Genomic DNA, 20653 nt, shown 5'->3' with positions numbered 1-20653 from the left:
GGCGCCCTCAGGGGCGCGGGGAACTGCGCGAGCAACCACCCACGACCCGCACCCCGAAGACGTCAGAAGGAAGCAGACGGAACCGCTCAGATCCCCTGCCACTCCGGCTTGTTGGCAAAGGTATGCCGGAAGTAGTCCGCAAGCTTCAGCTTGGAAGCAGCCGCCTCATCCACAACAACCGTCGCATGCGGATGCAGTTGCAGCGCCGAGGCCGGACACACCGCGGCAACAGGCCCCTCCACCGTCGCGGCAACGGCATCCGCCTTGCCCTCACCGGTGGCCAGCAGAACAAGATGCCGCGCCTCCAGAATCGTGCCGATCCCCTGCGTGATCACGTGATGCGGCACCTGCTGGATGTCCCCGTCGAAGAACCGCGCGTTGTCCACCCGCGTCTGCTCCGTCAGCGTCTTGATCCGGGTCCGCGAGGCCAGCGACGAGCAGGGCTCGTTGAACCCGATGTGCCCGTCCGTGCCGATGCCGAGCAGCTGGAGGTCGACCCCACCGGCCTCGACCAGCGCACGGTCGTACGCCTCGCAGGCCGCCTGGACATCGGCCGCCGTGCCGTCGGGCCCCATGAACGCGTCCATGGAGATGCCCAGCGGCTCCAGCACCTCGCGGCGCAGCACCGAGCGGTAGGACTCGGGGTGGTCGGCGGGCAGCCCGACATACTCGTCGAGCTGGGCGATCCTCGCCCGGGAGGCGTACACGGCGCCGGAGCGGACCTTCGCGGTCAGCGCCTGGTAGATGGGCAGCGGGGTCGAGCCGGTCGCCACGCCCAGCAGGGCGTCGGGCTTGCGACGCAGCAGCTGCGCCATGGCCTCGGCTATGAGTTCGCCGCCGGCCTCGGCATCCGGAACGATGACAACTTCCACGCTGGGCCTGCCGTTCTGGAGAGGGGACTCGAAGGCACCCGGAGGGGATATGTGGTTTAGACCAATCTAACAGAGCGGACCCGCCGAGGCAGCTTGGTCCGTACCGTTCCCTCTCCATGCAAAGCCCCCCGGCACCCGCGCGCGTGCCGGCCTCGGGGTCAGGGCATCGAGCCCGGTCGGATCAGGGCATCGAGCCTCCGGTCGCGTCCAGCCAGTGCCCCGTCACCCAGCGGCCGTCGTCCGAGACGAGGAAGGCCACCGCGTCGGCGATGTCGGCGGGCGTGCCGACCCGGCCCAGCGCCGAGTACGCGGCGGCGCCCTGCCACGCCTCGTCGCTCGCGCGCAGCCACTCGGCGTTCACATCGGTGTCGACGATGCCGGGCGCGACGGAGTTCACGGTGATGCCGCGGGGGCCCAGCACCTTGGCGAGATCCCGGGTGAGGACGTCGAGCGCGCCCTTCGTCATGGCGTAGGCCATCACGTGCGGCATCGCGGCCGTCCGGGCGAGCCCGGAGGATATGTTCACGATCCGCCCGCCGTCGCGCAGCCGCGTCAGCCCCTGCTGGACGAGGAAGTGCGGCGCCTTCACATTGACCGCGAAGAGGCGGTCGTACTCCGCCTCGTCGATCTCCTCGAAGGGGCGGGACGTGGCGATCGCCGCGTTGTTCACCAGGATGTCCAGCCCGTCCGCGTGCCGGTCGAACTCCTCCCACAGGGCGGCCGCGTCCCCCGGCAGGCCCAGCTCGGCGCGGATCGCGAAGGCCGAGCCGCCGGCCTCCTCGATCGCGGCGACCGTCTCCTTCGCCGCCGTCTCGTTGCTGCCGTAGTGCACGGCGACCCGCGCTCCGTCGCGCGCCAGGCGCTCGGCGACGCCCCGTCCGATCCCCCTGCTCGCCCCCGTGACGAGTGCGGTCCTGCCCGTGAGCACGCCCATGAGCGCGCCCCCCTTTCATGAGCCGAGATTTATCTATCGGTCGCTACAGAAGGACCGTACAGCAGGCTGCGGGCATTTCTCTAGCCCGCGCTATAAAATCCACCCCATGGTGAGCACTCCGCAGTCCGCACCGGGGTCCAAGCCCCGCGGCCGTCCCCGCTCCTTCGACCGCGAGACGGCCCTGGAGAAGGCGATCATGGCCTTCTGGGAGCACGGCTACGAGGCCACGTCCGTGTCCGACCTCACCCGCACCATGGGCATCGGCGCCCCCAGCCTCTACGCGGCCTTCGGGGACAAGCAGGCCCTCTTCGCCGAGGTGGTCCAGGAGTACGGCGAGCGGTACGGCGCGTTCTTCGCGCGCGCCCTCGACGAGGAGGCCACGGCCCGCGCCGGTGTCGAGCGCGCGCTGCGCGAGGCCGCCGTCGAGTACACGGTGCCCGGCCGTCCGCACGGCTGCCTGGTCGTCCACGCGGCCATCAACTGCACCAGCCGCGAGGTGGAGCAGTCCCTGCGGGAGCGGCGCAACGCCACCATCGCCGCCCTGGAGAGCCGTATCGAGGCGGACATCGCCGCGGGGGAGCTGCCCGCCGGCACCGATGCCGCCGCCCTCGCCCGGCACACCGGCGCGATGGTCCAGGGCATGTCCCAACAGGCGCGCGACGGCGCAAGCCGGGAGGAACTGGAGGCGCTCGCCGAAATTGCCATGTCCATCTGGCCCCGTACCTGACCCGGGCGGGTTAGGCTTCCGCGGACAACAAAACACGTTCCGACGCATGGACACGCCCAATGGTCTAGTCCACAATGCGTAGAGGGAACCGAGAAGAACACACAAGACGTCCGTCTTCCCCGCACAGGAGGACGGCACGAGGAACCGCGGCTCTCTGCCCTGACTGCCCCGGCTCCTCACCTTCGGCCGACGGGACCGCACACCCCCCGGCCGTTGCTGCTCCGGGCTGCGGTGCCGGGAGGGTTGAGGGTCCCTCTCAGGCGCCGCGGCCCGCGGGTGTTTCCGGGGCCGGAGAAGTCGGTATTTCAGGGCCGCACAAACCCCCAGGTACGCTCGCAGACGTGCCCTCCATGAACGAACTGGTCCGCCAGCACACCGCCCTCGACGACTCCGACCTCGAGTGGCTCCATCTGCTGGTCTCGGAGTGGCAGCTGCTCTCCGACCTGTCCTTCGCCGACCTCGTCCTGTGGGTACCCACCCGCGACGGCACCCGCTATGTCTCCGTCGCCCAGATGCGGCCCAACACCGGCCCCACCTCCTACCAGGACGACATGGTCGGCCACCTCGTCCCGCGCGGCCGCCGCCCGATGCTGGACGCCGCCCTCGACGAGGGCCGGATCGTGCGCGAGGGCGACCCCGAGTGGCGCGAGGAGGTCCCGGTCCGGGTCGAGTCCATCCCCGTACGACGGGACGGGCGCGTCCTCGGCGTCATCGCGCGCAACACGAACCTGCTCACCGTGCGCACCCCGAGCCGCCTGGAGCTGACCTACCTCCAGTCGGCCTCCGACCTCGCGCAGATGATCGCGGCGGGCTCCTTCCCCTTCCCGAACCAGCAGGTCGACATGGACGCCTCGCCCCGCGTGGGCGACGGCCTGATCCGGCTCGACGCCGACGGCATCGTCCAGTACGCCTCCCCGAACGCGCTGTCCGCCTACCACCGGCTCGGCCTCGCCGCCGACCTCGTCGGCCAGGACCTCGGGCAGACCACCGCCGAACTCGCCCCGACCCGCGGGCCGGTGGACGAGGCGCTCGCCAAGGTCGCCAGCGGCTGGGCCCCGCGCGAGTTCGAGATCGAGGCCAAGGACGGGGTCATCCAGCTCCGGGCCATCCCGCTCAAGCCCAAGGGCACCCGCATCGGTTCGCTCGTCCTCCTCCGGGACGTCACCGAACTGCGCCGCCGCGAACGCGAGTTGATCACCAAGGACGCCACCATCCGGGAGATCCACCACCGGGTGAAGAACAACCTCCAGACGGTCGCCGCGCTGCTGCGCCTCCAGGCCCGCCGCATCGAGTCCGAGCGCGGCCGCGCGGCCCTCGAAGAGGCCGTACGCCGGGTCGGCTCGATCGCGATCGTGCATGAGACGCTGTCCCAGAACCTGGACGAGCGCGTCGAGTTCGACGAGATCGCCGACCGGGTGCTCGCGATGGTCGCGGAGATCTCGCCCGGCAAGGTCACCGGCCGGCGCACCGGCCGCTTCGGCATCCTCGACGCCGAGGTCGCCACCCCGCTGTCGATGGTCCTGACCGAAGTGCTGCAGAACGCGCTCGAGCACGGCTTCCGCGAGGGCGACACCGGCACGGTCGAGGTCTCGGCGGTCCGTGGCGGTACGTCGAAGGAAGCCCGCCTCCTCGTCACCGTCCAGGACGACGGTGTCGGACTCCCGCCCGGCTTCGACGCGCGCACCTCCGGAAACCTGGGGCTGCAGATCGTACGGACTCTGGTGGAAGGCGAGTTGGGCGGCAGCTTCGACATGGTGCCGGCGCCGGAGCGGGGGTGCCAGGTGATTCTGGACATCCCGGTGCGGGCGCAGAAGTAAGCCCCCTGGGGGCGTGTGGGAAGTCAGCGCCTTGGGGGCGTGTGGGAAGTCAGCCCCCTGGGGACAGCAAAGAGCCTCGGACCATCCTGTGGTCCGAGGCTCGTGCTCGCTGCTGCTTACTTGCTCAAGCGCATCGGGGGTACTGCGCGCTGCGTGCTCGGGGGCGGGATCGGCGTACTCGCTGTACGCGCCGCCAAGCTCAGGCTGTCAGCGGGGTGGGTATGTCAGGCGGAGGCCTGACGGGCCCGGTTGCGGGCGGCGCGGCGCTTCATGGCGCGGCGCTCGTCCTCGCTGAGACCACCCCAGACGCCGGAGTCCTGACCGGACTCGAGCGCCCACTGCAGACACTGCTCGATCACCGGGCAGCGACGGCAGACGGCCTTGGCTTCCTCGATCTGCAGCAGCGCAGGACCGGTGTTGCCGATGGGGAAGAAGAGCTCGGGGTCTTCCTCGCGGCAAACGGCGTTGTGACGCCAGTCCATGGCTGCTACCTCTCCTTGGTATTACGTGCAGGGTTGCTTGTGAATGTGAACGCTTTCACGAATCCCTCAACAAGGGAAGGGCCGACCGCCAGGTTCCCTGGCGTGGTCCTTGGTTTGGTGAGGGGTTCCGGTGATCTGTGCTAGCCGGTGTTGCGGGCTGTCCCGATCGCCACGTAGAGACTCGCAAACCTCAGCGGCGGATACAACCCCTTCCGGAAAGTTTTTTTTGATTCCTCGGTGTCGACTAGGTCACAGCCGTACTTCCATGGGGTGGATCCTGGCCTAAACGTTCGAGTGAAAGGACTTCAGCCCTTTCTGCTCACACAATCACACGCAGTGCACGGCGTACGCCTGTGAACGTCACGCTAGTGCGCAGCCCCAGGTGGTCACCGTCCATCTGGAGGGGGAGTGGGACCTTCGAATGCAAGGTGAACTCGCTCAGATCGTGCAGCGAGGCCGCGTGTTTTCCCTGAGGTCCGCGCTCGGGGGACGAAGTGAGCAACTGGGTCGCATACCGGGCAACCGCGGCCGTGGAGAGCCGGCTGAGGCCGAGCACGTCGAGGCCGGTATCGAACGACGCCTTAGGTGACGCGTACACCGGACGATTGCCCAGATAGGTCCACGGGGCGGTGTTACAGACTATGGACAGCACCAGATCGGTCACCGGGTCCTGACCCGGCGCCTCCAGGGTGATCGTGCCGTGTCTGCGGTGCGGCTCGCCCAGGAACTGCCGCAGGGCCTGCCGTACGTACAGCGCGTGCGTCGACTTCTTGCCGCGCTCGCGGTGCTGCTCGACGCGGCCGACCACGCCGGCGTCGAACCCGAGTCCGGCGTTGAAGGTGAACCAGCGGGGCGGCACGGCCTCGTCCTCGGTGCCGGGCGTGCCGGAGGTGAGTCCGAGCCCGACCGTGCGCTCGCTTCCCTCCCGCAGGGCGTCGAGGAGGGCGCCGGTGGCCTCCACGGCGTCGTTGGGCAGGCCGAGCGCCCGCGCGAAGACATTGGTGGAGCCGCCGGGGACCACCGCGAGACCGGGCAACTGCTCCGGGTCGGGTCCGGCGTGCAGCAGGCCGTTGACCACCTCGTTGACGGTGCCGTCACCGCCGAGCGCCACGACGAGATCGATGTCGTCGCTCTCCGCCGCCTGCCGGCCCAGGTCGCGCGCATGCCCGCGGTACTCGGTGGTGACCGCCTCCAGCTTCATCTCGCTGGCGAGCGCATGGATCAGGACATCGCGCGTACGTGCGCTTGTGGTGGTTGCCGCCGGATTGACCACGAGAAGTGCACGCATGCGTTGCACATTACCTACTGGGCGGTACCGATCCCAGACCGAGGCGGGGATCAGATCAGACAAACGGGCGTGAACATCACCACGGTCGCCTGCGGCGCTTCGGCGGCGCGACGCGCTCACTGCCCCCGGGCCCCGCCCGCGTCGGCGTGCTCGCCGCCCAGGCTCCGCCCCGCCTCGGTCCTCAGTGGCCTGAGGCCCTGGGGCTACCCTTCTGGGGTGAGCAGTGAGCAGAGCCCCAGTACCTCGGACGTCATCGGTCCTCGCCCCCGTCGGCTGACGTATGCCGCCGCACTTGCCGGGCTGGAGGGGCTCGCGCTGGTGATCGGGGGGGTCTGGATCCTCGTTCTGGGGATGACCGGCGAGCCCGATGACCGGCAGCAGGCCGTCACCGGGGGCATCACCTTGATCGTGCTGGCGCTGTTGCCGCTGCTCGCCGCGCGCGGGCTGCTCGCGCGGCGTGGCTGGAGCCGGGGGCCCGCGATCATCACGCAGGTCGTGGCGCTGCCGGTCGCCTACAACCTGCTGACGTCCGACGGCTCGGCCATCCCGGCCGGTATCGCGCTGGCGGCCGCCGCGGTGACGGCGCTGGTGCTGCTCGTGAACGCGGAGACGACCGAGGCGCTGGGCATCCGCGGACCGGGTCGCGCGGAGTAGGCACCACAGGGGGCTGCCCCGCAGCCCCCGGCGGTCCGGCTCACTCCTCGACGAGGAGCTTCTCCCGCAGCTGGGCCAGCGTGCGGGCCAGCAGGCGCGAGACGTGCATCTGGGAGATGCCGACCTCCTGCGCGATCTGCGACTGCGTCATGTTGCCGAAGAAGCGCAGCAGCAGAATCCGCTTCTCGCGCGGCGGCAGATCCTCCAGCAGCGGCTTGAGGGACTCGCGGTACTCGACGCCCTCCAGCGCCTCGTCCTCCGCGCCGAGCGTGTCGGCGACCGCGGGGGACTCGTCGTCGGTGTCGGGGACGTCCAGCGACAGCGTGGAGTAGGCGTTCGCCGACTCCAGGCCCTCCAGGACCTCCTCCTCCGAGATCGCCAGCTTCTCGGCGAGCTCATGGACCGTGGGGGAGCGGCCGTGCTGCTGGGACAGCTCGGCCGTGGCCGTCGTCAGCGCCAGGCGCAGTTCCTGGAGCCTGCGCGGCACCCGCACCGCCCAGCCCTTGTCGCGGAAGTGCCGCTTGATCTCGCCGACGACCGTGGGGGTGGCGTATGTCGAGAACTCCACGCCCCGGTCCGGGTCGAACCGGTCGACCGACTTGATCAGGCCGATGGTGGCGACCTGCGTGAGGTCGTCCAGCGGCTCGCCGCGGTTGCGGAAGCGGCGCGCGAGGTGCTCGACGAGCGGCAGATGCATGCGTACGAGGCGGTTGCGCAGCTCCGCGTACTCGGGGCTGCCCTCCTTGAGCTCCCGCAGCTCCAGGAACAGCGCGCGGGCGCCGCTGCGGTCCTGCGGGTCGTGGTGCGTGCGGCCCTCGGTGCCCGCCGCACGCGCCGTACCGGTGGCCACCGGGGCGGCCGCTGCACCGCCCGGCGCGTCGTCCTCGGAATTTCGCTCGTGCTCGCTCATCGTCCCGCCCGTCGCCCTTCCCCGAGCTTTGGCCTCTCGGACCGGGCGGACCCCGTCGTGCCCTGCCGAAGGCGCGCCCTTCCCGGCGCCGCCCGCCCGGACGCCGACGCCCTCGGTGGCCCGGACACCGGCGCCACCGGCGCCGTCGGCCGCCCCGACGCCGTCCCCGTCCGGCCGCCCCTCGCGCGGGGCGCCGGTCTCCGGGGAGTCCTCCGGATGCGGCCGGGCCTGCTCGGGGATGCCGTCGATGCCGTCAGCCACGCGCCGCGAACCGCCCGGAGCGGACTGTCCGGCCTGGCAGGCCTGGCCGAGGCTCTCGGCCCCGGACGAGAAGGGGCTGCCCCCGTCCTCGGCCCGCAGCTCCTGTGTGCCGCGCTCTTCGTCCCGCACCGGCCCGTCCCCGTTCTTCACGCCGGCCCGGGTCCCGCGCCGCGCTGTTTGTAGAGGCTGATCGAAACGGTTCTGTCCTCGTCCACCGCGGAGGAGACCTTGCCCGCGAGGGCGGACAGGACGGTCCATGCGAAGGTGTCCCGCGAAGGGGCGTGGCCGTCCGTGGTCGGCGCCGAGACGGTGACCTCGAGTGAGTCGTCGACGAGCCGGAAGACGCAGCTGAGGACGGAGCCGGGCACGGCCTGCTGGAGCAGGATCGCGCAGGCCTCGTCGACCGCGATGCGCAAATCCTCGATCTCGTCGAGGGTGAAGTCCAAACGGGCCGCGAGACCGGCCGTGGCCGTCCGCAGCACCGACAGGTAGGCACCCGCAGCCGGCAGCCGGACTTCCACGAAGTCCTGGGTAGCGGGCTCGCCTGCGATCTGGGACACCCTCACCTCCAAGGTGGTACAAGCTGTTCGGAGCCGAGGGTCACCCCCCGGGGTACGCGATGTGTGGTACAGCGGTGACGCTATCGCGCTCTCGACCGTACTGTCCCCGGGACCCCAACCCCCTGGCGTCACTCACAGTAAACCTGCGGATACGCTCCGTGTCTAGGGGTTCTGCGGGCCCAAATGGGAAGACCGCGCGCCGGGTTGACGTACCCAGACGTCAGAGAGTCGAACCGTCCCGGTCCAGGGTCACACGAGAACCGCCTTTGGTCACACGAGTACGTGATCCACGAAGCACCAGCGCCAGTCCTCGCCCGGCTCGAAGGTGCGCATCACGGCATGCCCCGACTCCTTGTAATGACTGGTGGCGTGCCGCCCCTGCGAGGAGTCGCAGCAGCCGACATGGCCGCAGGCGAGGCACAGTCGCAGCTGCACGGGGTGCGTGCCGGCCGCTTCGCACTCCTGACAGGTCTCCGTCAGCGGGGCCGGTTCCGGGTGCGGCAGCTCGTCCACGTGCGTGCACTGTTTCATGATTGCCAGGTTACGACGGGCGTGCGCATGACCGCGCGGAAAAAGGGTGGGCGAGACATGGACGTGATGCCACTGCTGTTGCTGGTTGCGGGGAGCGCGGCGGTGGCGGGTGCCGCGCGGCGCACCCCCGTACCGGCGCCGCTGCTGCTGGTGGCCGCCGGACTGGCGCTGTCGTACGCCCCAGGTGTCCCCGACTACCACCTCGACCCGCATGTGGTCCTGCCGCTCGTGCTGCCGCCGCTGCTGTACACCGCCGCCGTCGACAGCTCCTACCTCGACCTGCGGGCGCAACTGCGGCCCGTCGCGCTGCTGTCGGTGGGCTATGTGCTGTTCGCGACGGTCGCGGTCGGCTGGGCGGCGTATCTGCTCGTCCCCGGCCTGCCGCTGACCGCGGCGCTGGTGCTGGGCGCGGTCGTGGCGCCGCCGGACGCCGTCGCGGCCACGGCGATCGCCCGCCGGGTCGGCCTGCCCTCCCGGATCACGACCATCCTCCAGGGCGAGTCGCTGGTGAACGACGCCACCGCGATCACCGCCTACCGGGTGGCCGTCGCGGCCGCCGTCGGCGAGGGCGCGAGCTGGGCCGGGGGCGTGGGCGAGTTCCTGCTCGCGGCGATCGGCGGCATCGGCATCGGTCTGCTGCTGATGGTGCCGATCCACTGGCTGCGCACCCATCTGAAGGAGGCGCTGCTGCAGAACACCCTGTCGCTGCTCATCCCGTTCGTCGCCTACGGCGTCGCCGAACAGGTCCACGCCTCCGGCGTCCTCGCCGTCGTGGTCGTCGCCCTCTACCTCGGACACCGCGCGTGGGAGGTCGACTTCGCCACCCGCCTCCAGGAGGACGCGGTGTGGAAGATGGTCGCCTTCGTCCTGGAGTCGTCGGTGTTCGCGCTGATCGGCCTCCAACTGCCCGTCGTACTGCGCGGGCTCGGGGAGTACGAGGGTGTCGACGCGGCCTGGTACGCGGTGGCGCTCTTCCTCGTCGTGGTCGTGACCCGGTTCGTGTGGGTGTACCCGGCGACCTTCCTGCCCCGCATATTGTCCGCGCGGATCCGCAAACGCGAGGACAACCCCACCTGGAAGGGCGCGTTCGTCATCTCCTGGGCCGGGATGCGCGGCGTGGTCTCGCTGGCCATCGCCTTCTCCATCCCGGTGACCATGGAGGGCGACGAGCCCTTCCCCGGCCGCAACCTGATCCTCTTCCTCACCTTCACCACCGTCATCGGCACGCTCGTCGTCCAGGGCCTGAGCCTGCCCGCGCTGATCCACCTGCTGAAGCTCCCCGGACGCGACCAGCAGGCCGAGACGCTCGCCGAGGCCAACGCCCAGGCCCAGGCCTCCCGCGCCGCCGAACAGCGCCTGGACGAGCTGCTGTCCGACGAACGCAACGCCCTGCCCGGCCCGCTCGCCGACCGGCTGCGCACGGTCCTGGAACGCCGCCGCAACTCCGTCTGGGAGCGCCTGGGCCAGCCCAACCCCATCACCGGCGAGACCGCCGACGACACCTACCGCCGGCTCTCCCGCGACATGATCGGCGCCGAACGCGAGGTCTTCGTCAAACTCCGCGACATGCGCTACATCGACGACGAGATGCTCCGCACTCTGCTGCGCCGCCTGGACCTGGAGGAGGCGGCGGCGTACCGCGAGACGGCGTGAGGCCCTGGCCACACGATCAGCCCGGCACCGGTGACGGACACACGGCCCGGTGGATCTCGACCGCGGCCGTGGACCGGTTGAGGGTGATGTAGTGCAGGCCGGGGGCGCCCTCCGCCAGGAGGCGTGCGGCCATCTCCGTCGCGTGGCCGACTCCGATGCGATGCCCCTCGGCCGGGTCGTCCCGCGCCGCCTCCAGGCGTTCGGCCAGCGAGCGGGGGAAGCGGGCGTTGCTCAGCTGCGCGAAGCGGCGCACCTGGCGGATGTCGGTGGCGGGCATGATCTCCGGGACGACCGGGGTGTCGCAGCCGGCGGCGGCGAGCCGGTCGCGCAGCCGCAGGTAGTCCTCGACGTCGAAGAACATCTGCGTGACCGCGTAGTCGGCGCCCGCCCGGCACTTGGCCACGAAGTACCGGATGTCGCTCGCCTGATCCGGTGAGCGCGGGTGCCGCTCCGGGAAGGCGGCGACTCCGACGCTGAAGTCCCCCGACTCGCGGACCAGCCGGACCAGTTGGGACGCGTACGACAACCCCTGGGGGTGCGGGACCCACTCGCCGCGGGGGTCCCCGGGCGGATCGCCCCGCAGCGCCAGCACATCACGGACCCCGGCGGCGGCGTAGTGCCCGATGATGTTGCGCAGTTCGTCCACCGAGTGCCCGACCGCGGTGAGATGGGCGACGGGGCGCAGGGTCGTCTCCTGGGCCAGGCGCCGGGTCACGTCGATGGTCCGCTCGCGCGAGGAGCCGCCCGCCCCGTAGGTCACGGAGACGAAGGTGGGCGCGAGTGCCTCCACCCGCCGGATCGCCTGCCACAGGGTGCGCTCCCCGGCCGGAGAGCGCGGCGGGAAGAACTCGAAGGAGAACGTACGTCCGCCGGCCGCGAGCACCTCGCGCAGGTTCGCCGTCATGCCCCCACCGCCGTGTGTCCGTCGGGCCGGCAGAGCCCTTCGCGCAGCGCCCTGGCCACGGCCATGGTGCGGTTGGGGCTGTCCAGCTTGCCGAGGATGTTGGCGACGAGACGCTTCGCGCCGTGCTCGGAGATGTCGAGCCGGCGGGCGATCTGCTTGTTGCTGCACCCTTCCACCAGCAGCCCCAGCGTCTCCTGCTCGCGCGGGGTCATCCGCACCCCGCGCCGGGCGTCGCCCCCGCCCCCGTTTCCGCCGGCCAACTCCAGTAACGAATAGGCCAGTTCGGGCGGCATCGGCACCTCGCCGGTGCAGATGCGGTCCAGGGTGCTGCGTAACGACTCCTTGTCCAGGTCGGCGCTGGCCAGAAAGCCGGTGCCGGACACGCCTGCCAGATGGGCGAGTTGGGCGAGGTCGGGCTCGTCGACGAGCACCAGGACGCGGTTGCCCCTGGCGGCGGCCTGCCGGAGCAGCACGCCCACACGCGGATCGGCCTCTCGCAGGGAGACGATCAGGATGCCGGCCCGGCCGGCGCCGATCGCGGACCGCGCCGCCTGTTCGGCGTCGCCCAGCGAGAGGTACTCCCTGCCCAGGCCCTTCAGCATCTGTTCGATGCCGAAGCGCTCGAGCTGGTTCCGCATGCCCACCACGACGTGGGAGCAGGCGTTCCTCGGTTCCTGTACGGCGGTGATCTCCTGGACAACGGACACGGTTCCCCCTGAAGGCTGAAATCGCCCGATTGCTCGATCCTCAGGGGAGCATCACCGATGGACCTACCCTCCGGCTTTCGGAATCCTTACGTCCACCGCTCTCCCGGGGCGTCGGGTGCGGCCAGCCGGCGCGCCGCCCACACCACCGCGGCCCGGCGGCGCAGGTGTTCGTCGTCGGTGTCCTCGGTACCGGTGACCATGCGGGTGACATGGGGAACGGCGAACCACCAGGCGGTCAGGGCGAGGACCATCATCACCAGGTGGGAGGCCTCCGGCGCCTGCGGCAGCCCTCCCTCGGCCTGGGCGACGGCGAACGCGTCCACCTTCTTGCGGTAGTACCTGCTGCGCTCCGGCTCGTCCGGCACCCGGCCGGGCAGCGACAGACCCTCCCAGTGCATCAGGCGAACGAGTTCGGGGTGAGCGACGTTGTAGTCGTACACCCGGCCGGCGAAGTCGCCCAGGTCGTCGGCGTTCATCGAGGTGAGCGGAACCGCTTTGCTGATCTTGATCAACTCGTGCGAGAGGACCGTGGTGAACAGTTGCTGTTTGTTCCCGAAGTATTTGTAGAGCCGTTCCTTGTTGACCCCGGCACGCTTCGCGATTCGGTCCACGGTCGTGCCGTGAAGACCGTAGGTGGCGAACTCCGCGGTGGCGGCATCGCGTAACTTTCGCTGCGTTTCTTCTGTATTCCAGCTCACGTCACGCAGTGTAACGACTTTCGATGTTCGTGACCAGTGGCGGATTTGACCAAGTCTTGGCAGACGCGTCCTTGACCCTTAGTCGGGTGCCTCGTACGTTGAACTCCAACGATCTAGTTGGAGTGCAGTCACGGCTGTCTGGAACCGGGGGATGATCATGTCGGCTGAAGCGTCCTTAGAAACGACGCCGGAAGCTCGGAAGAAACTCATCGGTCTGCTTTTCGAGAGGATCATCACGCACGGCGAGCTGGAACTCGCCGACGAGATCTTCCATGAGGATTTCTACTGGCCTCAATTCGATCTGCGCGGCCCCGACGGGGTGCGCACCTGGGTCCGGAATTTCCGGACCGCATTTCCGGACGTGATCGACACCGTCCAGGAGCAGTACGCCGAGGGCGATGTGGTGGTCACCCGGGTCGCCCTCACCGGCACCCAGCTCGGCCCCTACCTCGGCATGCCGCCCACCGGCCGCTCCGCTCGATGGACGGCCACGGGCATCGACCGCTTCCGCGGCGGCAAGGTCATCGAGCGCACCGCGCTCTTCGACCCACTGGCTCTGATGAAACAGCTCGGGCACACCTCCATCACCCTGGTCTGATGGCCCAGGTGCTGCGCCCCGCGCCGGCCCGGGCAGGGCGGGCGGACGCCCTCGTGCTGTGCCTGCTGTGCACGGGCCAGTTCATGGTGGTCATGGATATGGCCGTCATCAATGTCGCGCTGCCGTCCGTGCGGGACCAGTTCGCCCTGTCGCCCGGCGCGCTCCAGTGGGTGACGACGGCATACACGCTCAGCTTCGCGGGGTTCCTGCTGCTCGGCGGCCGGCTGGCCGACCTGTGGGGCCGGCGCCGCGTGTTCCTGGCCGGCCTGGCGCTGTTCACCGGCGCCGGTCTGGCCGGCGGACTCGCACCGGGGCCGGGCCCCCTCATCGCGGCCCGGGCCGCCCAGGGGCTGGGCGCGGCGCTGCTCTCCCCGGCCACCCTGACCCTGCTGACCACGACCTTTGCCGAGGGTGCCGGCAGGGCGCGGGCCACCGGCATCTGGAGTGCCACCGCCGCGGCCGGAGGCGCCGCGGGCGCGGCCCTGGGGGGCCTGCTCACCCATGCCCTGGACTGGCGCTGGACCCTGCTGGTCAACGTCCCGCTGGGGCTCGGCGTGCTGGCCGCCGCCCGCAGGCTGCCCGCCGATCCGCCGTCCGGCGCCGACCGCGGCCGCCTCGACCTGCTCGGTGCCGTGCTCGCGACAGCGGGCCTGATGGCCCTGACCGCGGCCGCCACGGAACTGGGCGAACGCGGCCCGAGTGATCCCGTGCCCTACGGCTTCGCCCTGGCGGCCGCCGTCCTGCTGGGGTCGTTCGCCCGGCACGAACGCCGTGTGCCGCACACCGCCCTGGTGCCGCCGCGCGCGCTGCGCTCCCGCCGACTGAGCGCCGCGAACGCGCTGATGCTGCTGATCGGGGCCACGTCGTTCAGCACCTACTACTTCCTTCAACTGCGCCTTCAGGACGACCTCGGGCTCGGTCCGCTCGCCGCCGGCCTGGTCTTCCTGCCGTTCGCCCTGGCCACCGCGGCCGGGGCCCGCAGCGCCGCCCGGCGGGCCGGCCGTAGCTCACCCGTCCGGCTGCTGACGGCCGGTGCCCTGTACGCGGTGGCCGGCCGGTTGTGCCTCGCGGCAGCTCCGTTCGGCGGCGCCGTGCTGCCCGACGTCGTGCTGCCCGGCGTACTCGCCTGCTACGGCATCGGCCTGGTGACCACCCCGGCCACCCTGTGCGGGACCGCCGGCGCCGCCGCCGGTGACGCGGGTCTCGCCTCGGGGCTGCTGCAGACCTCTCGGCAGGTGGGCGCGACCCTCGGCATCGCGGTCCTGGGCGAGCTCCACAGCAATCGCGGCGCCCTGCTGGGCTGCGCCGCGACCGCTGCGGCGATCGCGGTCGTCGCACGGACCTCACTTCCGCCATCCGGAGCTTTCGATGCGCTACGAGATACTCGGTGCAAAAATCACCATCAGTGAGGGAGGTGAACGCAGGTACCTCATCCAGCGGAAAGTCCGCGTGGTTCTCGCGGCACTGCTCATCAATCGCAGCAGTGTGGTCTCCAAGGACCAGCTGATCGACGAGATATGGGTCGGCATGGATTCCCCGAGGACCGCCGTTCCCGGTGTTCATGTGGCCATTTCTCACTTGCGTAAGATGTTGTCCCAGGGGGAACGCCGTTCCTCTCGCCTCATCACCTCTTCACCTGGCTATTTATTGCGCCTGGAACCGGGGGACGAGCTTGATGTACTGGATTTCAAGAGGCTGCTCGTCGAGGGCCGGAACCATGCTCGGGAAGGCCGTCACAAGAAGGCGATCGACACCCTGCGTGCGGCATTGCTGCTGGGTGAGGGAACGGCCCTCGCCGACCTCGCGGCAGGACCCATTGTCAATGGTTTCGTGGCCTGGCTCGGCGAGGCCCGCCTGGAATGCCACGAGATCATCGTGGACTCCTCGCTGCGGATGGGCCGCTACCGCGAGGTCGTCAGCCTGCTCCAGCAGCTGATCGCGGAGAACCGCCACCACGAGGCCTTCTACCGGCTGCTGATGCTCGCGCTGGTCCACAGCGGACGCCGCGTGGACGCCCTGCGGACCTACCAACTGGCCTACGACCGGCTGACGTCGGAGATGGGCCTGGAGCCCGGCAGCGACCTCAAGCGCATCCAGCAGGCGGTGCTGCTGGGGCACGGCCTACCCGACCTGGCGCTGCCCGAGCCGGCCCGCCGCGCCTGAGGTCCCGGCCCCGGCGGGCGTCGGCCCGGGCAGGGTGAGCCAGTCGTGGCGGCGGGCATGCTCGGCCAGCTCGGGGTCCGCCCCGACCGCCACGGGATGGCCCACCATCTCCAGCAACGGCACATCGGACAGATGGTCGCCGTACGCCCAGGACCCGGCCAGATCCAGCCGGCGCGTGGCCGCCAGGGCGCGCACCGCCGCGGCCTTGAACGGGCCGATCATCGGCGTGGTCAGTTCCCCGGTGTAGCGCCCGTCCCGCACCCCGGGCAGGGAGCACAGCAGCTCGTCCGCGTCGACGAACTCGGCCACCGGGTCCAGGCACGCCGGGAAGGAACCGGAGACCAGGACGATCAGCCGGCCCGCCGCGCGGTGCCGGCGCAGCACGTCCAGAACGGCCGGGTCGAACAGGCCGCCCGCCCGCAGCTCCGCGGCGAACCAGGCCGCTCCTCGCTCGGCCACCTCCTCCACCCGGCGCCCCGCGAAGGCACGGTAGAAGACCCGGTTGGTGTCGGCGCGGGGCGCCCCGCCCGCCCTGAGCGCGCGCATCTCGTCACGCGTCCTGTCGTACAGCCAGGGCTGGTTCTGTGCCGCGCAGTCGTAGCGGAGGAAACGGAACATGCTGGTGACGGTGATCAGAGTGTCGTCGACGTCGAAGAACGCCGCCTGTCGTGGGGTCATGCCGAATCCCTTCTCGACCGCGTTCGGCGCGACCGCGAGAGCGGCCGCGCCGAACGGCGTGGGGGTGTGCGGTCAGGCCGCCGAGCCGGAACGCTCGGTCTCCAGGCGCAGGTCCTGGCGCCCGTAGTCGATCTCCGCCTTCTCGACGGCCTGCTCGACCGACATGACGGGCGTGAGGTGGAAGAGGCCCACGATCGTGTCCAGCCGCTCGGCCACCGAGCCGCCGATCACATGGTGCTCGACGCCCAGCTCGGCCAGGGTGCTCAGCACCATCTCGTCGCAGGTCGAGCGGAACCGGTCGTTCATCGGGCGGTGTCCGTCGTTGCGCACCGGCAGTTCGTTGCGCAGGTGCACGAAGGCGTCGTAGGTGTCCCGCACATGCTGCTTGAAGGCGTGCCCGAGCTGGGCGAACACCTCGCCGAAGTAGCGCATCTCGTCGCTCTGCGCGAGCTTCTCGGGCTCCGCCACGTCCGCGGTGGCCGCCGGGTCGATGCCGTACACGACGCGTGCGGTGCCGTACGACCATTCCTGCAGCGACGAGCCGTCGGCCACGAAGCTGTCCAGCCTGGCCTCGTTGACGGCCCGCTCCACATGCCGGCGCACCACCAGCTGCACGAACTCCGCCGAGCTGCACTCGGCGAGGGTCTTGCCCGGCACCGCGTCGGGCAGGATCTCCCGCATGGTCTTCGCCATGGTGCGGGGCAGACCGGTGTAGTGCGACAGTGCCATCACCGTCAGGGTCTTGCCCGACGAGTACGTCCCGGAGATAGCCAGCTTCATCTGTTCAGGCTCCTGATACGGGTGTCAACGGGCCGGGGAGACGGCCGAGGCGGGCAGTTCGTGGGCGAACGAGCAGCGCAGCGCGACTCCGCCGCAGTCGCCGGTGATGTCGACATTGCGCCAGGTGGCGCCGCGCAGCGGAAGCAGGTGCTTGCGGGCGATGGAGCAGGTCACCGGGGTGGGCTCGGCGACGGGACGGGGCACGGCGGGCAGCTCCAGGCTGGTGTGCAGCATCCACAGCGTGTTGCTCTCCGCCCGGGTGACGCCGTCCAGTTCGTACATGAGCACCTGGGCGAGCTGGAGGGAGGAGACGAAGGCGTCGATGGCGGACAGCGACGGCTGGACCAGGCCGTCCACGCCCTGGCGGGGAGTGTCCGCGCTGTCCTCCAGGCCGAGTTCCGCCCGGGCCTGCAGCGTGCGGGGGTCCACGGTCACTTCGGTCAGCCGCTGGCTCCGGCGCTTGAACCCGTCGCCGAAGTAGCGGTCGTCCGCCGGGCCCAGCAGCGCGTCGAACCCGGCGAACGTCCGCTCCTCGCAGGCGGGTTCGCCCTCGGAGTGCTCGATCTCGCAGCGTGCCCGCATGACACCGGCTGAGGTGTCGAAGACGGAGACAAGGCCGCCGACCGCCTCCGCTTCAGGGCGGGTCTCCAGCAGCCGGGCGGACAGGGGCACGTCCCGGAGCTCCTCCTGCGGTGTGGTGCCGGCGCGCAGCACCACCCGCCGCAGCCGGGCCGCCCGCCGTGCCTGCGCGGTCAGCCCCTGGCCGTGCGCCAGGAAGGCCTCGGCGAGCTGCACGCCCAGGACGAGCGCGTCCACCGTGCTCAGATGCGGTCGCAGATCGATGTCGTCGGACTTCCTGGACCAGTCGCCGGGGTACCGCAGTGTCGCCGTCGCGCGCACCCCCGCGTCCGCGCCGGCGGCGGACACCGTGACGGCGCCGATGTCGTAGTCGACACGGCGGAAGCCGTGCGAGAAGAAGCGGGTCTCACCGGGACCGAGATAGTCGTCGAGCGAGGGCAGCCGCAGCGGGCGCCCCGTCCGGGTCTCCGTCACCGGTCAGACCTCCACGCGGCGGGACAGCGCCTTCTCGTACGTCGCCACAAGGTCGCCGACGCTGCGGATGTCGGCGAGGGAGGCGCCCTCGGCGAACGGGTCCGTGCCGGTCTCCTCCTCCAGGACGATGATGAGCCGGGCGAGCAGCAGGGAGTTCAGGCCCAGGGCGATCAGCTCGTCCCCGGGCTGCGGGGAGATCTGGTCCCCCGAGGACTCCTCCAGCAGTCGCTGGAGCTGCTGGACCACGGTCGAATGGACATCAGCTGGGGTCAGCATGTGATACCTCCGTCGACAACCAAGGACTGTCCGGTGATGAAGGACGCGGCAGGTGAGAGCAGGTAGAGCACGGCGTCCGCGATCTCCTCGGGCGTGGCGAGCCGGCCGAGCGGGGTGCGCCGCCGGATCCGCTCCCGGTTCTCCGCGCTGACCTCACCGGTCATGTCGCTGTCGAAGAAGCCGGGGACCAGGCAGTTGACCTGGATGCCCAGCGGGCCGAGTTCGCGGGCGAGCGCGCGGGTGAATCCGTCGAGGCCGGACTTGGCCGCCGTATAGGCGGCGACACCGCGGTAGCCGCGGACGGCGTTCACCGACGAGATGTGGACGATGCGACCGCCACCGGTGCGGCTCATGGCCCGGGCGCAGGCCTGGGCGAGGAGCACGGGCGCGGTCAGGTTGGCGGTGATGAGCATGTCGATCGTCTTCGGCGCCGTGGTCAGGAACAGCTCCTGGTGCTGGAGCACCCCGGCGTTGTTCACCAGGGCGTCCACCCGCCCGAACCGCTCCACGGTGTGCCGCACGAACGCGCGGAGCGCGGCTGGCTCGGTCAGGTCGGTGGGCTGCCACAGGAAGTCGTCCGGCCGCTCGGCGGTGAGCTTCTCGGTGAACGCGTTCGGGGTGCGGCTGAACGTGGCGACCCGTCGGCCGTCGGCGAGGAGCCGCTCCACCAGCACCCGGCCCAGTCCCCGGCTGCCGCCGCTGACGACCGTCACCAGCGGGGCGTTCATACCGTGCTCCGGATCTTCTTGAAGCGGTCCGAGTGCTGCGCGGTGCCGGCGATGTCTATCGCCGCGGGGATCTTGAACGGCTCCAGCCGGCCGGCACAGTACGCGCGGATCCGCCGGGCGACCGAGGCCCGCTCCTCGGGTGCGGCGAGACTCACCGTCGCCGCGACCACCATGCCGGTCACCGGGCTGGGCCGGCCCGAGACCACCACGTCGGTGATGTTCGGGACCTCCAGCAGGACGCCCTCCACCTCGACGGGGTAGACCTTCTCCCCGCCGACGTTGATGATCTCCGAGGTGCGGCCCAGGATGCGCACCCACTCGCCGTCGGTCTCCACCACGTCCTGGGTGTCGAACCAGCCCTCCTCGTCGAAGGGGGCGGGCGCGTTGAGGTAGCCCAGCATCGCCATGTCGGAGCGGATGCGCAGCACCGAGTCGACGATCTTGTACTCGAAGCCGGCGCTCTGCCCGAGCTTCACCCAGAGCGTGTCGTCCCCGCGGGACTTGGTGGGCAGGATGCCCAGCTCCGACAGGCCGTACGTCTGCTTCAGCCGTACGGCGGGCAGCGCGCGGCGCAGGGCGCGCAGGGTCTGCTCGGGCATCGGTTCGGTGCCGTAGGTGATCAGCCGGAGACTGGAGGTGTCGTGACGTTCGTGGGCGCCCGAGATCAGCACCATGTTGAGGAACGTGGGGGTGGTGGGCAGCACCTCGACGCGGTGCGCGGCCACGGCGGAGAACACCGCGTCGGGGGTGCGTTCGGCGACGGTGACGAGTGTGCCGCCCTGACTGAGCGTGTGCAGCAGTGTGTTGATCCCGCCGATGTGGTCGATGTTCATGAAGGAAAGCGTGCGGCGCGGCTTGACCGGCTCTCCGTAGCGCTGCAGCACTTTCGAGAAATCCAGGACGGACGCTTTGCTGCGGCCCGTCGTACCGGAACTGAACAGCACCAGGCCCGGTGTCCGCCCGGCCCGCAGGCGTTCGTATATCTCATGCCGCGCACGGCGTCCGGTCCGGTGGAATTTCACGGTGTTGTGCTCGCCGTCGACGGTCAGGACCGCCTCGGCCTGCGAGATCTCCTCGAATTCCCGCCGCTTGGCCTCCGGGAGCCCGGTCATGGGCACCACGATCGCGCCCCGCTCGACGAGGGCGAGGAGACCGGCGCAGGTCTCGGGGGAGTACGTGGCCTCCAGCGCCACGACCTGGCCGGGTCGCACCTCGTGCCCGGCCAGCCGGGAACGCCAGCCGTCGAGCAGTTTCAGCAAGTCCGCGTAGGTGCAGATCTCTTCATGGAAGATCAAGGCCTCGGTTTCGCCGAATGTTTTCATCCTGGACACAAGAGGAAGCGGCACATCGCCCTCCGCGCTGTGTGGTCGTAAGGATGA

The 20653-nt window shown here is 70.4% G+C and carries 23 protein-coding genes; 7 read left to right on the top strand and 16 right to left on the bottom strand.

The window, feature by feature from the left end:
* Positions 1-86: 86 nt before the first annotated feature.
* Positions 87-872 carry a glucosamine-6-phosphate deaminase gene (nagB, locus tag ACIQ6Y_RS25765; protein ID WP_404042339.1) on the bottom strand — a complete coding sequence of 262 codons (786 nt, stop codon included), beginning with the start codon at positions 870-872 and terminating at the stop codon, positions 87-89.
* 181 nt (positions 873-1053) lie between these two features.
* Positions 1054-1806, bottom strand: a complete 753-nt coding sequence (locus ACIQ6Y_RS25760) for an SDR family oxidoreductase (protein WP_404042338.1) — start codon at positions 1804-1806, stop codon at positions 1054-1056.
* 106 nt (positions 1807-1912) lie between these two features.
* On the opposite strand from ACIQ6Y_RS25760, the gene ACIQ6Y_RS25755 reads away from it, so the two are divergent.
* Positions 1913-2533, top strand: a complete 621-nt coding sequence (locus ACIQ6Y_RS25755) for a TetR/AcrR family transcriptional regulator (protein ID WP_404042337.1) — start codon at positions 1913-1915, stop codon at positions 2531-2533.
* 341 nt (positions 2534-2874) lie between these two features.
* A complete protein-coding gene (locus ACIQ6Y_RS25750) occupies positions 2875-4350 on the top strand; it encodes a sensor histidine kinase (protein ID WP_404042336.1) in 1476 nt (491 codons plus the stop codon).
* Between the two features lie 224 nt (positions 4351-4574).
* Here the strand turns inward: ACIQ6Y_RS25750 and ACIQ6Y_RS25745 are convergent, their stop codons facing one another.
* Together ACIQ6Y_RS25745 and ACIQ6Y_RS25740 are read right to left on the bottom strand one after the other, a co-directional pair.
* Positions 4575-4832, bottom strand: a complete 258-nt coding sequence (locus tag ACIQ6Y_RS25745) for a WhiB family transcriptional regulator (RefSeq protein ID WP_003992873.1) — start codon at positions 4830-4832, stop codon at positions 4575-4577.
* A gap of 319 nt (positions 4833-5151) precedes the next feature.
* Positions 5152-6120, bottom strand: a complete 969-nt coding sequence (locus ACIQ6Y_RS25740; protein WP_404042335.1) for a diacylglycerol/lipid kinase family protein — start codon at positions 6118-6120, stop codon at positions 5152-5154.
* 216 nt (positions 6121-6336) lie between these two features.
* On the opposite strand from ACIQ6Y_RS25740, the gene ACIQ6Y_RS25735 reads away from it, so the two are divergent.
* Positions 6337-6774 carry a hypothetical protein gene (locus ACIQ6Y_RS25735; protein ID WP_404042334.1) on the top strand — a complete coding sequence of 146 codons (438 nt, stop codon included), beginning with the start codon at positions 6337-6339 and terminating at the stop codon, positions 6772-6774.
* 40 nt (positions 6775-6814) lie between these two features.
* Here the strand turns inward: ACIQ6Y_RS25735 and ACIQ6Y_RS25730 are convergent, their stop codons facing one another.
* The 3 genes from ACIQ6Y_RS25730 to ACIQ6Y_RS25720 all read right to left on the bottom strand — a co-directional run bounded on the left by ACIQ6Y_RS25730 (position 6815) and on the right by ACIQ6Y_RS25720 (position 9036).
* A complete protein-coding gene (locus tag ACIQ6Y_RS25730) occupies positions 6815-8074 on the bottom strand; it encodes an RNA polymerase sigma factor SigF (protein WP_404042637.1) in 1260 nt (419 codons plus the stop codon).
* A 17-nt stretch (positions 8075-8091) separates the two neighbouring features.
* Positions 8092-8505 (bottom strand): anti-sigma factor, encoded by a 414-nt coding sequence (locus ACIQ6Y_RS25725; RefSeq protein ID WP_006136266.1) that lies wholly within the window; start codon positions 8503-8505, stop codon positions 8092-8094.
* 270 nt (positions 8506-8775) lie between these two features.
* Positions 8776-9036 (bottom strand): UBP-type zinc finger domain-containing protein, encoded by a 261-nt coding sequence (locus ACIQ6Y_RS25720; RefSeq protein WP_404042333.1) that lies wholly within the window; start codon positions 9034-9036, stop codon positions 8776-8778.
* Positions 9037-9093: 57 nt separating this feature from the next.
* Here ACIQ6Y_RS25720 and ACIQ6Y_RS25715 point away from each other — a divergent pair, with 57 nt between their 5' ends.
* Complete coding sequence (locus ACIQ6Y_RS25715) at positions 9094-10689, top strand: Na+/H+ antiporter (RefSeq protein ID WP_404042332.1); 1596 nt, start codon at positions 9094-9096, stop codon at positions 10687-10689.
* Positions 10690-10705: 16 nt separating this feature from the next.
* On the opposite strand, the gene metF is transcribed toward ACIQ6Y_RS25715, so the two are convergent.
* From metF to ACIQ6Y_RS25700, 3 genes are all read right to left on the bottom strand, one after another.
* A complete protein-coding gene (gene metF / locus ACIQ6Y_RS25710; RefSeq protein WP_404042331.1) occupies positions 10706-11593 on the bottom strand; it encodes a methylenetetrahydrofolate reductase [NAD(P)H] in 888 nt (295 codons plus the stop codon).
* The gene (locus tag ACIQ6Y_RS25705) at positions 11590-12300 is read right to left on the bottom strand and encodes a LuxR C-terminal-related transcriptional regulator (RefSeq protein ID WP_404042330.1); all 711 of its coding nucleotides are present in this window, start codon (positions 12298-12300) and stop codon (positions 11590-11592) included. Before ACIQ6Y_RS25705 ends, metF begins: the two co-directional genes overlap by 4 nt.
* A gap of 86 nt (positions 12301-12386) precedes the next feature.
* Entirely contained in the window at positions 12387-12998 is a 612-nt protein-coding gene (locus ACIQ6Y_RS25700; RefSeq protein ID WP_404042329.1) for a TetR family transcriptional regulator, read from the bottom strand.
* A gap of 157 nt (positions 12999-13155) precedes the next feature.
* On the opposite strand from ACIQ6Y_RS25700, the gene ACIQ6Y_RS25695 reads away from it, so the two are divergent.
* From ACIQ6Y_RS25695 to ACIQ6Y_RS25685, 3 genes are read left to right on the top strand one after another with little or no spacing between them, the layout of a single operon-like run.
* Entirely contained in the window at positions 13156-13596 is a 441-nt protein-coding gene (locus ACIQ6Y_RS25695) for an ester cyclase (RefSeq protein WP_404042328.1), read from the top strand.
* Positions 13596-15005, top strand: a complete 1410-nt coding sequence (locus ACIQ6Y_RS25690) for an MFS transporter (protein ID WP_404042327.1) — start codon at positions 13596-13598, stop codon at positions 15003-15005. Before ACIQ6Y_RS25695 ends, ACIQ6Y_RS25690 begins: the two co-directional genes overlap by 1 nt.
* Entirely contained in the window at positions 14965-15759 is a 795-nt protein-coding gene (locus ACIQ6Y_RS25685; RefSeq protein WP_404042326.1) for a BTAD domain-containing putative transcriptional regulator, read from the top strand. Before ACIQ6Y_RS25690 ends, ACIQ6Y_RS25685 begins: the two co-directional genes overlap by 41 nt.
* On the opposite strand, the gene ACIQ6Y_RS25680 is transcribed toward ACIQ6Y_RS25685, so the two are convergent.
* The 6 genes from ACIQ6Y_RS25680 to ACIQ6Y_RS25655 all read right to left on the bottom strand — a co-directional run bounded on the left by ACIQ6Y_RS25680 (position 15718) and on the right by ACIQ6Y_RS25655 (position 20596).
* On the bottom strand, positions 15718-16437 hold the full coding sequence (locus ACIQ6Y_RS25680; RefSeq protein WP_404042325.1) for an HAD family hydrolase: 720 nt from the start codon (positions 16435-16437) through the stop codon (positions 15718-15720). The two genes, ACIQ6Y_RS25685 and ACIQ6Y_RS25680, sit on opposite strands and share 42 nt — an antisense overlap.
* Before the next feature lie 72 nt (positions 16438-16509).
* The gene (locus tag ACIQ6Y_RS25675; RefSeq protein ID WP_404042324.1) at positions 16510-17217 is read right to left on the bottom strand and encodes an AAA family ATPase; all 708 of its coding nucleotides are present in this window, start codon (positions 17215-17217) and stop codon (positions 16510-16512) included.
* 24 nt (positions 17218-17241) lie between these two features.
* Positions 17242-18270, bottom strand: a complete 1029-nt coding sequence (locus tag ACIQ6Y_RS25670) for an AvrD family protein (RefSeq protein ID WP_404042323.1) — start codon at positions 18268-18270, stop codon at positions 17242-17244.
* 3 nt (positions 18271-18273) lie between these two features.
* Positions 18274-18546: a phosphopantetheine-binding protein gene (locus ACIQ6Y_RS25665; protein WP_404042322.1), complete on the bottom strand. Its 273-nt coding sequence runs from the start codon at positions 18544-18546 to the stop codon at positions 18274-18276.
* Positions 18540-19274: an SDR family NAD(P)-dependent oxidoreductase gene (locus ACIQ6Y_RS25660; RefSeq protein ID WP_404042321.1), complete on the bottom strand. Its 735-nt coding sequence runs from the start codon at positions 19272-19274 to the stop codon at positions 18540-18542. The genes ACIQ6Y_RS25665 and ACIQ6Y_RS25660 overlap by 7 nt, the downstream gene beginning before the upstream one ends.
* Positions 19271-20596, bottom strand: a complete 1326-nt coding sequence (locus tag ACIQ6Y_RS25655; protein ID WP_404042320.1) for a class I adenylate-forming enzyme family protein — start codon at positions 20594-20596, stop codon at positions 19271-19273. Before ACIQ6Y_RS25655 ends, ACIQ6Y_RS25660 begins: the two co-directional genes overlap by 4 nt.
* Positions 20597-20653: the final 57 nt, after the last annotated feature.

It is taken from the genome of Streptomyces sp. NPDC096205 (genome assembly GCF_044763135.1).
Lineage (GTDB): Bacteria > Actinomycetota > Actinomycetes > Streptomycetales > Streptomycetaceae > Streptomyces.
Note: the sequence above shows the minus strand (reverse complement) of the source record. Positions and strands in the feature narration are given on the sequence as shown.